This is a genomic window from Paenibacillus sp. FSL R5-192, assembly GCF_000517845.1.
GTDB lineage: Bacteria > Bacillota > Bacilli > Paenibacillales > Paenibacillaceae > Paenibacillus > Paenibacillus amylolyticus.
The window spans coordinates 53340-66718 of sequence record NZ_ASPR01000022.1 but is presented as its reverse complement, the minus strand read 5'-3'; the positions used below and the strand labels follow the sequence as shown (position 1 = coordinate 66718).

Below are 13379 nucleotides of genomic sequence, written 5' to 3'. Positions count from 1 at the left end.
GCTATATAAGTTGAACTAAAGAATATTTACACTGACACTACGATGACAGAATAACCTTCCAATCGCTGTTATCCCCAGATTTTTTGATTCCCTTTTCTTAAAGGGAAAATCCGGGGATAAAGGCGAACGCTTCGCTTTTTCAGGTTTTTTCTGTCCTCTCCGTTATCGTGTAAATGATTAGTTCAACTGATATAGATATATGTGCTGTAGATGAATGAAGGGAGAATTAGATGATGAAAATAAATATAAAGAAATCTGCACTTTGCATGTCTGTGCTCTGTATTTCGCTATTCGTCAGTGCCTGTGGCACTAGTGGTGAATCGGTTCAGGAACATGCCTATCCGGAATCGAAGCAACCTGTAGAGGAAGCTGGAGAAAACTCTGTACCGAATGCGGATGCGAAGAATAACAATAGCCAAGGCAGTGCCAGTGGTGAAGAGGGCAAGCCTACGGCTCAATCGGAATCCACTGAACCGTCTGAGCAGATTGATATCGTCATTGACCAGACGGAGAAACCGAGCGAGGGTAACAGCTTTGATTTTGGAATTAAACAGGTTCCGAAGGGCTATACACTAACGGAGATGCGGTGGACGTCTAACACGGTGACGATTGTGAATTCACTACAGGAAGCCATTGAACATGGTGGAAATGGAGAAGATGGCTTTTACTTTAGCGGTAATGGACAATTCTCCGGCTTTATCTATTCGGATGAGATGAAGGGCGAGCGGGGCAAAGCGACATTTGTCTTCACAAATGATGAGGGGAACGAAATCATGTCCGAGAAAGAAATTACGTTGAAGTAGCACGCATATGATTAAGGCTCCGTCATGAGCCTAGTGAAAAGGAAAAGCAGCCACTTGGGCTGCTTTTTTTGACATCCATGATTACAAGATCGCCGATCTATCTGTTGCTACATCTATAAAGATTGAACTGAAGATTTACACGAGAACGTAGAGGACAGAAATAACCAGAAGAAGCAAAGCGTTCGCCTTTATACCCTGATTTTCACCTTTATAAAAGTAATTAAAAAAATCGGGGGATAACAGCGATCTGAAGGTTGTTCTGTCATCGGAGTGGCAAGTGTAAAAATTACTTTTTAGTTCAATTTATATAGTTGCTACATAAAGTCAAAGAAATAACGGACCACGTGGAACATAACCGGCGAGGTATAAGTCAGGCTGTCCACCCGGCTCAGGTAGCTTTTTTTGAGCGAATCGAACTTGTTGTCATCTCCAATTAACAGATCACGCTTCAGTACAGACACCGTCAGACTACCGAAGAATCCAGCCAGACTGATCAACACCCCGATGAACAGCGAGAATTTCCAATCAAATGGTGTCAGGTAGGGATGGATAAAATAAGACGTAGCTGTCGTTACAATAAACGCACACGCAAACCCTTCCCAGGTGACAAATGGATTGGCGGTAGGCACCACTTTTCGTTTGCCCAGATAGAGAGAGACCAGATAGTGCACCACATCATTAAGCTGTGTTAGCACGACCAAGAACAGCACCAGCTTGGAGCCGTACTCCGGTGAGGCAAATGGGAAATAGGCCAGGTGGCTCAGCCCAAACACCATCAGCATTAGTCCCCATTGTGTGGAGCTGACACTGCGCAGGAAACCGACCGTACCTTTGTTAATCAGACGTGGCAGGGGCAGCACTAGGAACACATATAGGGGAATAAACACGATAAACATGCCATACCATCCAATGTAGATCCAGTAGAACTGAACCGGAATCGCCAGATACGCCCATAGGAACAGCCTGCGGTCGGCTTTGCGTGTACTGCGAATCATGGAGAAGTATTCTTTGAGTGAGAAGAATGCAAGCACCATGAGGGAGATGAGGGACACGATGGGGTTAAAAAGGGTGGCGAGGCAGAAGATCACAAACATACCCCACCAGGTTTTGATTTTTTGGCCGATGCCTGAATAGTCTTTGCTTGGCTGAAGCTTTGCAATAATTTTGTACACGATATGTATCCCAAGTAAAGCTGTGAAGATTAACGTTAGTGTAAAGAGTGAACTGCTCACGTACCGATCACCTGCTTATTCAAAGTAAGATTCCATTGTAGGGTACCTATGTTATTATGAAGGAATAGTGCCAACTTGATAAGGGGAAATTTTGCTATGACAGATGAACGCTCCATCTATATCCTGCTTACGAATACAGGAACGCTGTTTACCAAGGTTATTCAGAGCTATACCCGAGCGCCATATAATCACGCATCGATCTCATTTGACCGGGAGTTAACCGAACTGTACAGCTTCGGCCGCAAGCATCCGAGCAATCCGCTGAATGGCGGGTTTGTGAAGGAGAATATTCAGACAGGTACATACAGCAAGTATCCCAATACCACATGTGTCATATACAAGCTTCAGGTGACGGATCGTGAAGTGGAAAAGATGAAACGTGTGCTGCACATCTTCATCCGCAGCCGCCAGAAATATATGTACAATCTGCTCGGCGTGATCGGCATTACACTCAAGGAACCGGTGGAGTTCAGCAACTCCTACTTCTGCTCCCAATTTGTAGCTGAGATTCTGCAGCGTTCGGGAATCAAACTGTGGAATAAACTGCCGGCGCTGGTGACACCGGATGATTTTCGCCAGAGTGAACGATTGCAACTGGTTTATGAAGGGAAACTAAGTGAGTATACGCTGGGGAATACAGAGCAAGAGTAGGGTAGGTGCGTGTGCTGATGCTTCTTGCCAAGGAAATCGAACCATGAAACAGCCTGCTGCCACGAATGACGAGGCAACAGGCTGTTTGTGTACTTCATATGGATGATGGTGAGGATGAGGATCGGTCAAAATTAACCTCTTCAAGAAATTCGATCACTTCACCATTCGGACTGTGGACGAGCGCATTTCTAACCCGAAGTGCAGGTTCGCCAAGCGATATCCAATCCGGTTCAACGTAGGCCTTGGCTCCATGGGCGAGCGCTTGCTGATAGATGTCTTCTACATCATGCACGTAAAAGGCGAAATGTAACAGTGCGCCGTGCCGGACCGCTTCAGGAGAGGTGGCAGGTTCACCCTCGGCGGGAATGACGGCTTTTGGATCAAATACCTCAATACAGGTGCGCTGATCCGGAGAGATCAGCATACATGCCTCGGTAATGTGGAAGGAAGGCAAACTCCAGGAGTGACCGACCTTGAATCCCAATACTTTTGTATAAAACGCCAGAGTATCTTCGTAATTACGAGCCTGAATGGCTACATGTGCAAGTCCAATAACACTCACATTACATCGCTCCTTCTTCAGATTGTAGTCTAAATTATAGGGCTGATATCCCATTGGAACCATACAATATCAAAGGATATAATGAGATGGAATCTAACTATTTTTAGCTAATTTATCAGAAAAACCTTATTAAATAAGCCGACGACTTGGAGGTCTTGCAAATGGAACACATGATAGATGAAATCGATCAGCAGATTATGCGCTTGTTGCAACATCATGCACGTATTCCCGTTGCACAGATAAGCAAAGAAATTAACATGTCCCAACCTTCGGTTAAGGAAAGAATCCTGAAACTGGAGGAGAGAGGTGTAATAACGGGCTATTCAACCATCTATAATCTGGCCCAATTAAACCGTGGAACAACGACGTTTATTTTGCTCAAAACAGAGCATTGCGATGAGTTAGTTCAGTTCTGTGAACAGGCTATCGAAGTCACGGATGTCTATCGGATTAGCGGTGAGTATAACTACCTGATCAAGGTACAGACGGCGTCCATTGAAGAACTTGCCGAATTTCAGGATTCACTGGTGAAGCTGGGACCCTCCAAATCCCATATCAGCATGAAAAATATTATGGAAAACCGTGTTCTTCTTTAAGATATGAGAGAGACTAGAGAGAAGACATTTGTTCTGGCACCGGATTCGTTCAAAGAAAGTATGACAGCGAAAGAAGTATGTATCGCGATGGAAAAAGGGTTGCGTAAAATATATCCGACGGCAGGTTATATTCATGTACCTATGGCAGATGGTGGGGAAGGTACGGTGCAGTCCCTTGTGGACGCTTCCGGCGGCGTCCTTCACCAGCACGAGGTGAGCGGACCATTGGGGCAGACAGTCACTGCACAGTATGGCATTCTGGGTGGCGGAACAACGGCGGCCATCGAGATGGCATCGGCCAGCGGCATCCACTTGGTTACCAAGGACACCCGGGACCCGCTCCGGACGACAACCTATGGAACAGGCGAGTTGATTCGCGCATGTCTGGACCTTGGCATACGCAAGATCATCATTGGCATTGGTGGTAGCGCGACCAATGATGGTGGGGCTGGCATGGCTGAAGCGCTTGGTGCGAAGTTTCTGGATGCAGAGGGTCGTCCGCTTGCGCGTGGTGGCGGGGCTCTGGATCAACTGGCTCAGATTGATCTATCTGGTCTGGATGAGCGTTTGCAAGAAGTGGAGTTCATTGTGGCCTGTGATGTGACCAATCCCCTATGTGGGGAGCATGGCGCATCAAGGGTGTTCGGACCACAAAAAGGGGCAACTTCAGAGATGGTTGAACAGCTGGATGCGAATCTGTCCCATTATGCAGATGTGGTGAAACAGCAGCTACACAAAGATATCCGAGATGTACAAGGAGCCGGAGCGGCTGGTGGATTGGGCGCAGGACTCTTGATTTTTACACAGGCTGTGTTACGTAAAGGGATTGAGATTGTCATTGAATATACTGAGCTACGTGAAAAGTTGATTGCTGCGGATGTGGTATTTACGGGTGAAGGCGGTATCGACTTCCAAACGAAATTTGGCAAGAGCCCCTATGGTGTTGCTCGGGCAGCCAAGGAAGCGGGTAAACCTGTGATTGCACTTGCAGGCTATGTGGGCGAAGGGATCGACACCCTCTACGCAGAAGGTATTGATGCCATATTTGGTATTGTGCCTGGAGCAGCAGATCTGGATCGACTATTGCGAGAAGGCCCGGAGAATGTGGAACGTACCGCCGAGAATATTGCAAGAGTACTGAAGCTGGGGTTGCTTTCTTAGGTCAGTGACCATCTGGATCGTATAGGGTCGGATTGCGGATTGAAATGTGATGTGACAAAGACGGGATACGGGTATGCCTGATATCAGGTGATCTGTCTCTCGTTTTTTTTGCCGTGAAGTTCCATTGTATAGTTGTCGTTCAAGTCGCGTCGTTCGCGTTATTTTTACCCTTGATGGCACAATGAAGAAATTGCACATACAGTTACGTATCTGATGACCAATACGTTCACGACGGGCAGCACATTGTATGTGGATGGCGGGTACACCTTGATTTAAGAGTCGGAGCTATATAGGTCCCGAAGAATACTTTTTTTAAAATAAAATGATGAATTATGGCGAAAAAAGTTGAGATCTATCCTGTTTTTGTACTACAGGGTGGATCTTTTTCCTTTTATTTGCTCTTTTTGTTTAGATTCTGTTTATCGCAGTGCACTACAATAGGCCTTACGTATCAGATGGATTGAATTTATATGTAAAAAACATGAGATAGGGAGGATCAAGTACATGAATTACAGGAAAATAATTAGTTTGATGCTCATCTTGGTGTTGGTAGCACCATGGCTGGCTCCAGCAGCAAAGGTTAGTGCAGGTGGCTCAAGCCCTGTGCCAGGCAATAATGGACTAATCACAATCAAGCCTACGGGTGATAACAATGTTGAAGTACATTGGGAATATGCTGACTCCTCTACGCCATCATATGAATTAAAATATCAGGTCTACGTCTCTGTTTATCCTAACCTGAAAGACATGGAAGAAATCAGGGACTCACTAGACTATGGGAACGATGATTGGATTAGTGGTGCAGAATCTGAAGACGGTACGTTTTCCAGAGAATTTATGGGTTTAAGCGACAGCGTAACTTACTATTTCAATGTAATTGTTAATGATGGCAAAGGTTTGGAATCTGCGTACCAGATGCAATCTTACGACCCTAGTACACAGCTGAGCGAGTTGGACCAGTTTAACGAAATCAAAAAAAAGATAAATCAGGGCGATACTTCTGACTTTAAACAGGAAGTTATAGACCTTTTTCGTAACGAACAATTCATAGACAAGCTTGATTTTAAATCGTTATCTGAAGACGATCAAATTGATATCGCAGTACATTTATTAAATCTTGATCCACCAACTAGCGATGGATACAAGAATAAGGAACAAGTTCAATATCTGGTGCAGTTGGCTCTGCAAGCCTTGGAACTTCCCCGTAAAATTGGAGGATCAGACTCCGTAAAAGTTCTTGATGAATTTTATGGAAAGCTAGCAGAGCGGAAACTGCATTTTGATTATCCTAGTGTCGAAGAGGGATACTATGAACGTATTGATCTGTATCTCAACTCTTCAGCTATTGAAAAACGTATGACTGCTTATATATATGAGCGTAAAATTATAGGGGCCCCTTCCATTAAGAAGATTCTGGGTTATAGGGATACAGTAGTAAGTGATACTCCTTTTATAAATAAGGTAGTATCGTCAGAAGATATGATGAAAGTATTAGATGAGATGTTTGAAATTCAAGAAGGTATAGAATCGTATAACTCCAAAGAAGAAAACCAAGAAAAACCACTTGGAAGTTTCCCTTTGGATATCAGCAAATGGGAAAACCTCTCATCCGAAGAGCAAGATCAATTGGCTGATCTTATGCTTAATGAGAGACCACTTGGTGGATATGCAAGTTTTGAAGAAATTCAGACTGCATTTAATAAATTTTTCCCTGATGATAACGAAAGCGATCCATTGACTGTCTTAAATACTGCAAAAACTAATGGTAATATAGCGGCTATGCGTGTAGCTATGGAAGATCCTGAACTGGGTATTACTCTGCCTAACGGATACGGTGCTTTGTCTTTGCAGGTTAGAGATTTCATTGCGGGATTCCTGATCGACTATGTAAATAAAGATTACAAAAACAAAGAACAGGTCCAATATATGATTGAACTTGGTGTATTGGCACAATCTGTTTGGGAGCAGAGGGAACTCAGTGTTCTTAGGAATAAGCTGGATCTGCTCGCTCAGCAATTAGTAAATGGACCTAATCACTTTAATGACCAACAGACATATGTGTTACGTAGCATTGGACAACAACATTTGGAACGCAGCAAAGTAGATAAAGGTGTACTGGCATTCAATTACTTGCATCTAGTTGCATTCGAAAGGTTGGAAGGAGTGTCTAAAGGGGATATTGTTGAGCCTGATATTGTCCTGAATCTCCTCTCTATGCCTATCGATTCATTTGAGCAAGCTACCTCTATACCGCGAATGGATCAATGGCTTGATAAGGCAATGAAAGATCAGATTAAAGGTGAAGCGTTCTTCAGCAAGTACAAATTTAATCTTAGAGGCGCTCTTGATTTATCCAAAAGAGCAGAACTTAGTCCTGAAGGCCAGAAGGAATTGGCTGAATGGGTCCTAAATGAACAAGACAGTTATGAGGATGTTGGGAATCTACAAAATGTATTTAACCGATTCTTTACGGCTCCTAATGTGAAGGGGAATGACATCAATAACACCCTAACAGGCTTGGACAATACGATGGAGATTTCCTTCGACAATAAGTTGCACTGGATTGATGTTGCCTTCATTCAAAAAATGGACCTTAGCGGCAACAAAACGGTATGGGTTCGTTACAAAGCAATCAGCGATGAACTGCCAGGCCGCGCTGTGAAGTTTGTCTTTACACAGAATGGTGATAGCAGCACAGATAATGGAAATACTCCAACGCCTAACCCGGGTGGAAACACAGGTGGTGGTGGCGGATCATCTACGACTACGCCAGTAACGTCTACACCTGCACCAACAACGAAACAAGAGCAGATCGTGGTTGACGTTAATGGAACAAATGGTACCAACCTGACCAAAACGCCAATTACCCGTACAACCGAAACCAACGGCACGATCAAAGACCTGGTGAAAATGACCGAAGCGATTGCCAAGGAATCTGTTGAAAAAGCGAAGCAATTGAACATGAACACCGCACGCATTGTCATCCCAGACACCAAAGATTCCGTGTCCGAGACACGTATTGAACTGCCTAAGGCAGCGGTGAAAGAACTGAATGATGGTTCACTGAAACTTGAAATCTCCACTGAAAATGTAGTGATCTCCGTTCCGACGAATTCCATCACTGGATTCGATCAAGACTTGTACTTCCGTGTGGTTCCCCTGAAAAAGGAATCGGAACGTAAAGAAGTCGAAGAACGTGCGAAGAAAGAACAGTTGATTCAACAAGTTGCTCCGAATACGAATGTGCGCGTACTGGCTCGTCCGGTAGAGATCGACACGAATATGCAGAGCCGCGAAGTGACACTCACGTTGCCATTGCGTGATAGTCTGCCAACCGATCCGGCTGCTCATCAGCAAGCATTGGACAACTTGGCAATCTACATCGAACACAGTGACGGCACAAAAGAATTGATTCAAGGCAAATTGGTGCAACTCGCGGATAACAGCGAAGGCATCGAATTTACCGTAACAAAATTCAGCACGTTCACCCTCGTTGTTGTGGATGGACTGAAAGCTTCACAAAGTACACACCAACCGTACATCCAAGGATTTGGTACAGATTTCCGTCCAGATGCATTCGTAACGCGTGCACAGATGGCAGCTATGCTGGCTCGTAATCTTCCAACTGAAGCAGCAAGTTCCGCGAATAGCGTGAGCTACAAGGATGTATCTGCAACACACTGGGCAACAAATGAGATTCAAAAAGCGCAATCCGCTGGCATCATGAACGGCATGAGCAACACCCAATTTGCACCGGAAGGTTCGCTTACCCGTGCACAGATGGCAACGATTGCGTATCGCTGGATGCAGCAACAAGCGAGTAATACAACCGTGAATGGTACAGCAGTGTCCTTCACAGATGTATCCGCAGACCTGTGGGCAGCAGAGGCGATTGCATACGTGCAATCGGCTGGCTTGATGGTTGGATACAACGATGGCACATTCAAACCGGATAGCAAGCTGACACGTGCGGAAGCCGTGAAAGTGTTGAATGTATTGTTCAACCGCACACCCCTAACTGGCACAGTTACGCCAACGTTCAGTGATGTACCAGATACACACTGGGCATATGCAGATATTGAAGCCGCAGCGCAAAAGTAATATTTTTAAAAGAAAAAAGGGGTCATTAACGCAGTAGCATATGGAAAAGAGAACCCCTAATGACGGATAGGATATGACGATACAATAGATAGAATAAAAAAAGAGCTGTTCCAAAAGCCATACATTGGCTAGGAACAGCTCCTTTTTGCGCTTTAGTGTGACTTAACATTGGTCTAGGTTGGTTAGCGCTTGATCACCCATTAGTTATTCTGTTCACGCAGTTGTACTACTCTTTATCGGGCGTGTGTGAAGCATTCTCGTAAAACTTACCATCCCGCAACTGATCCACGAATCCTTGTAACCAGACGTAGTATTGCTCCGCATGTTGGAGTTTGTGCAGATCACGCAGTGCATCCTCTCGATCTTTGGACGAGGTATGTTCCGAAAGGATCATTGCCGACAGGTCAGGAATGACCTCACGAATGCCTTCTAACATGACATCTACTTCCCGTTGGAGCTTGGCCCCGAAGAAATTCTGGAACGTACGATAGAAGTCGGTCTCAGCCAGATATTGATCCTGGCGCTCCTTCTTTTCCTCCAGTTTATAGATCATCTGTGATTCTGTAAGCGAACGAACCGCATAGCTCATGTTGCTCTTGCTCATATTCATCGAGTTTTTCATCTCTTCAAGTGTCATCGGTCGATCCTCAAAATACATGATGCCGTATAATTTGCCAAACGTATGATTAACCCCATATAGATCCATCGTATTGGCGATGGCCTCAATGACTCTCTCCCTCAGCGCATGCCGATCAGGTAACGAAGAATGATTCGGGTTCCCGGCGGTTTCTTTTCCCACAATGTCACCTCTGGTTTATGATAGCGTTCCCACTAGCTGCCTCATATTTTACATGACTTGCTCCAATTTTAACATAAGCCGGAATTAGAATTTTCAATACGAGTGTACAATCAATTTTGTACAGAATAAATATAAAGCTGATTATACTCAAAAATTCCCAATCATTAAAGAAAAATTGGACAGTAAGGAGTGGGGGATTTGCGTTTAAAACTATGGAGGGAGTCTGAGGCGGTACTATTCACGCTGCCAGCTCTAATCCCATTGCTGATCTTCTGGCTGGGACCTCTGGGATATATCGTTTATCTCAGTTTCACCGATTGGGACTTCATGAGCCCGGACAAGTTGTTTGTTGGTTTGGACAATTACAGTTATCTGCTGACAAACTCTGAATTCTATCGATCATTGAAAGTCACCTTGTTATTCGGACTTGGAAGTGTAATCCCAACTATTGTGGGCGGATTGGCACTTGCGATGCTCATGAATAGCAAGATCAAATCATCCGGCATCTTCCGGACATTACTCTTCTCACCTTGGGTCACCCCGACAGTTGCGGTGTCCATTGCGTGGTCCTGGATCTTTGAGCCAGAAGTGGGACTCGCTAATCTTATGCTGGGCTGGGTTGGCGTATCACCCATTGGCTGGTTGCGTGACGCGGACTGGGCATTGGTTGCTGTTCTGATCGTCACGCTCTGGAAGTCGATTGGGTGGGCGATGGTATTTTATCTCGTTGCACTACGAAATCTACCTTCCGATCTGCTCGAAGCAGCTTCAATCGATGGTGCAAACGGTTGGGATAAGTTCAGAAGTATCACATTGCCGCTGATCTCACCAACGACGTTTTTTCTCTCAATTATTCTTACCATCCAGTCCTTGCAAGCCTATGACCAGATCAATGTCATGACGCAGGGTGGACCGGCGGGATCAACGAGAACGTTGCTGTACATGTATTACCAGTCTGCATTCGAATCCTTTAATGTAGGTGAAGCTTCGTCCATCGCCGTTGTGATCATTCTGATCTGCGTGTTGCTGTCGGGAGTATCCTTCCTGCTTGGCAGACGTCTGGTGCACTACTAATGACAATGACATTGCCCAACAAAAAGTCTAAACGGATGAAGCGCAAGGAGTTGCAGAACGTGTCACAACCGAATTTTAAATTAAGTAAATTGATTCGCTACCTTCTGTTAGCCATTATCGCGCTGGGTACAGCCTTTCCCTTCTATTGGATGGTCATTAGCGGATTCAAAACCAATGATGAGATCTGGCAGTTTCCGCCGACCTTCTGGCCGGAGACGTTCCTGTGGAGCAACTATGTGGATGCCTGGAATGCGGCACCATTTGCCCGTTACATCCTGAACAGTACCGGGGTGGCTTTAGCTATCTGTCTATTTCAGATCGTCAACTCCAGTATGATGGCGTACGCCCTGACACATATGAAATTCCGTCTCAAAGGTGTACTGACATCCCTGATTCTGGTGGGTTATATGATACCGAGTACGGCCGTGTATCTGCCTAGTTACCTGGTACTTAGCGAACTTAACCTGCTGGATTCCTACACAGGCTTGATTGTATCCAACTGTGTCAGCGTGTTCTCGATCTTCCTGATCCGGCAGGCGTTCATGCAGGTATCTCATGAATTGGTGGAAGCCGGACAGCTGGACGGTGCATCTCACTTCCGGATTCTCTGGACGATTATCACGCCGCTTGTTCGCTCAAGCTTCGCCGTGATGGTGCTGATTACGTTTATTGAACAGTACAACAACTATTTTTGGCCTATGCTCATCACCAAAGACCCTGATTTACAGCTGGTATCGGCGGGTCTGCGCAGCTTCTTTGTAGAAGGCGGGGCATATGGACTTGCTTGGCCTCAGATTATGGCTGCGAGTGCCTTCACCATCGCACCCCTACTTATTCTCTTCCTGTTCACCCAGAAGACGATCATGCAGAGCGTGAATATTACGGCTGGTGTGAACAAGAACTGATATGCACTACCATTCACCTAAAACGGGAGGAACAACAATGAATTGGAGTCAGGCAAGCATGACATGGAAAAAGAGATTGAGGTTGAACTGGAAGGGTGGCATGTCGCTGGTACTCGCGACCAGCTTTGCTCTACTGACGGCTTGTGGAACACAAGCACCCGCAGAATCAGGCACGACGGCTGCTGCCAGTGGAACCGAAGCTCAGGCGAAAGATCCGGTGGAGATTGAGTTCTGGTATGGTCTGGGTGGTAATCTGGGCGATAACATGAAAAAGACGATTGATGCGTTCAACGCCTCCCAGAACGAAGTCGTTGTAAAAGGGATTGTACAAGCAGATTACACGGAAACGGAACAGAAGCTGCAAGCAGCAATTGCTTCCAAGAAGGTTCCAGCCGCTGTACTCAGCTCCAATATAGACTGGGCACGCAAAGGATATTATGCACCCATGGATGAGATGATTGCAGCTGATTCGAATTTTAAGAAAGATGATTTCATTCAGACATTCCTGAACCAAGGACAGGTGGATGGAAAGCAATACTTTTTGCCAATGTACGGTACAACTCAGATCATGTACTACCGTATGGATACGTTCAAGGAGAACGGAATCGACCCAGCAACTCTGACGACATGGGAGAAGCTGGCTGAGGCGGCTGCGAAGATGAGCAAACAAGAAAATGGCAAGACCACCTTCTATGGTTGGGAACCGATGTGGGGTAGAGACAATATGATTGATGCCGTGCTGGGTAAGGGCGGACAGATTCTTAGCGACGATGGCAAAACCGTTATGATCGACTCTCCGGAATGGATCGAGACATGGGAGTTGTTCCGTAAATGGATTAACGAAGACAAGATTATGGGCATTCATTATGGAGGTCAGGGCTGGGAGTACTGGTACAAAACGATTGATGATGTGATGAAAAATAAAGCAGCAGGTTATACCGGATCTAGTGGTGACCAAGGCGACTTGGACTTTAGCGTAGTCGCTGCGATGCAACAACCAGGCTGGGAAGGTATTGGTGAAGGAAAACCGGTAGCAAGTGCCATTTCGGCAGGTATTCCGTCAGCAGCGAGTCCAGAGCAACAGCAGGCAGCTTATAAATGGCTTACGTATTTCTCTGAAACTTCGAACACAGCTTCATGGTCCATGAACACCGGATATATCGCAGTACGTCAATCGGCCCAACAAGATCCAGAGTTCATGAAATTCAGTGAGGAAAATCCACAGATCACCGTACCACTGCAACAGGCAGCTCACGCTTCGGCTCCCTTCCAGGATCCAACGGGTGGCAAGATCAATGATGCTTTAAAAGATGCAGCTGATCAGGTACAGATCAATAATATGCCAGCGGAACAAGCGCTGAAGGAAGCGAAAGAGAAAGCACAGAAGGAACTGGATCGGGTAACGAAATAAGAAACGTATACAGGCAATTGACTCACGCGATAAGGGCGGTACATGCTGTACCGTCCTTTCCGTTCATACAAGATCGCAGACAAG

11 protein-coding genes are annotated in these 13379 nt (G+C 45.6%); 8 read left to right on the top strand and 3 right to left on the bottom strand.

The window, feature by feature from the left end:
* The first annotated feature begins 230 nt into the window (after window positions 1-230).
* A complete protein-coding gene (locus C161_RS17700) occupies window positions 231-803 on the top strand; it encodes a hypothetical protein (protein ID WP_235193852.1) in 573 nt (190 codons plus the stop codon).
* Window positions 804-1117: 314 nt separating this feature from the next.
* Here the strand turns inward: C161_RS17700 and C161_RS17695 are convergent, their stop codons facing one another.
* Complete coding sequence (locus C161_RS17695; protein WP_036671748.1) at window positions 1118-2035, bottom strand: phosphatidate cytidylyltransferase; 918 nt, start codon at window positions 2033-2035, stop codon at window positions 1118-1120.
* Between the two features lie 96 nt (window positions 2036-2131).
* Here C161_RS17695 and C161_RS17690 point away from each other — a divergent pair, with 96 nt between their 5' ends.
* Window positions 2132-2686 carry a hypothetical protein gene (locus tag C161_RS17690; RefSeq protein WP_036671746.1) on the top strand — a complete coding sequence of 185 codons (555 nt, stop codon included), beginning with the start codon at window positions 2132-2134 and terminating at the stop codon, window positions 2684-2686.
* A gap of 94 nt (window positions 2687-2780) precedes the next feature.
* Here the strand turns inward: C161_RS17690 and C161_RS17685 are convergent, their stop codons facing one another.
* A complete protein-coding gene (locus C161_RS17685) occupies window positions 2781-3248 on the bottom strand; it encodes a VOC family protein (RefSeq protein ID WP_036671744.1) in 468 nt (155 codons plus the stop codon).
* 161 nt (window positions 3249-3409) lie between these two features.
* On the opposite strand from C161_RS17685, the gene C161_RS17680 reads away from it, so the two are divergent.
* From C161_RS17680 to C161_RS31610, 3 genes are all read left to right on the top strand, one after another.
* On the top strand, window positions 3410-3844 hold the full coding sequence (locus tag C161_RS17680) for an Lrp/AsnC family transcriptional regulator (RefSeq protein WP_036671743.1): 435 nt from the start codon (window positions 3410-3412) through the stop codon (window positions 3842-3844).
* Window positions 3845-3847: 3 nt separating this feature from the next.
* On the top strand, window positions 3848-5005 hold the full coding sequence (locus tag C161_RS17675; protein WP_036671740.1) for a glycerate kinase family protein: 1158 nt from the start codon (window positions 3848-3850) through the stop codon (window positions 5003-5005).
* 504 nt (window positions 5006-5509) lie between these two features.
* Window positions 5510-9106, top strand: a complete 3597-nt coding sequence (locus C161_RS31610) for an S-layer homology domain-containing protein (RefSeq protein ID WP_051449792.1) — start codon at window positions 5510-5512, stop codon at window positions 9104-9106.
* Between the two features lie 226 nt (window positions 9107-9332).
* Here C161_RS31610 and C161_RS17665 read toward each other — a convergent pair whose 3' ends face one another.
* Window positions 9333-9905 carry a GbsR/MarR family transcriptional regulator gene (locus tag C161_RS17665; RefSeq protein WP_036671739.1) on the bottom strand — a complete coding sequence of 191 codons (573 nt, stop codon included), beginning with the start codon at window positions 9903-9905 and terminating at the stop codon, window positions 9333-9335.
* 198 nt (window positions 9906-10103) lie between these two features.
* On the opposite strand from C161_RS17665, the gene C161_RS17660 reads away from it, so the two are divergent.
* The 3 genes from C161_RS17660 to C161_RS17650 are packed head-to-tail and all read left to right on the top strand — an operon-like array spanning window position 10104 to window position 13295.
* On the top strand, window positions 10104-10979 hold the full coding sequence (locus C161_RS17660; protein ID WP_036671737.1) for a carbohydrate ABC transporter permease: 876 nt from the start codon (window positions 10104-10106) through the stop codon (window positions 10977-10979).
* Window positions 10980-11014: 35 nt separating this feature from the next.
* Window positions 11015-11884, top strand: a complete 870-nt coding sequence (locus C161_RS17655) for a carbohydrate ABC transporter permease (RefSeq protein WP_051447264.1) — start codon at window positions 11015-11017, stop codon at window positions 11882-11884.
* Window positions 11885-11921: 37 nt separating this feature from the next.
* On the top strand, window positions 11922-13295 hold the full coding sequence (locus tag C161_RS17650) for an ABC transporter substrate-binding protein (protein ID WP_036671736.1): 1374 nt from the start codon (window positions 11922-11924) through the stop codon (window positions 13293-13295).
* Window positions 13296-13379 lie beyond the last annotated feature (84 nt).

Coding starts and splice junctions, on each gene's coding strand:
- C161_RS17700 (WP_235193852.1), top strand. CDS start 231: ATGATGAAAATAAATATAAAGAAATCTGCACTTTGCATGTCTGTGCTC.
- C161_RS17675 (WP_036671740.1), top strand. CDS start 3,848: ATGAGAGAGACTAGAGAGAAGACATTTGTTCTGGCACCGGATTCGTTC.
- C161_RS17680 (WP_036671743.1), top strand. CDS start 3,410: ATGGAACACATGATAGATGAAATCGATCAGCAGATTATGCGCTTGTTG.
- C161_RS31610 (WP_051449792.1), top strand. CDS start 5,510: ATGAATTACAGGAAAATAATTAGTTTGATGCTCATCTTGGTGTTGGTA.
- C161_RS17690 (WP_036671746.1), top strand. CDS start 2,132: ATGACAGATGAACGCTCCATCTATATCCTGCTTACGAATACAGGAACG.
- C161_RS17650 (WP_036671736.1), top strand. CDS start 11,922: ATGAATTGGAGTCAGGCAAGCATGACATGGAAAAAGAGATTGAGGTTG.
- C161_RS17655 (WP_051447264.1), top strand. CDS start 11,015: ATGAAGCGCAAGGAGTTGCAGAACGTGTCACAACCGAATTTTAAATTA.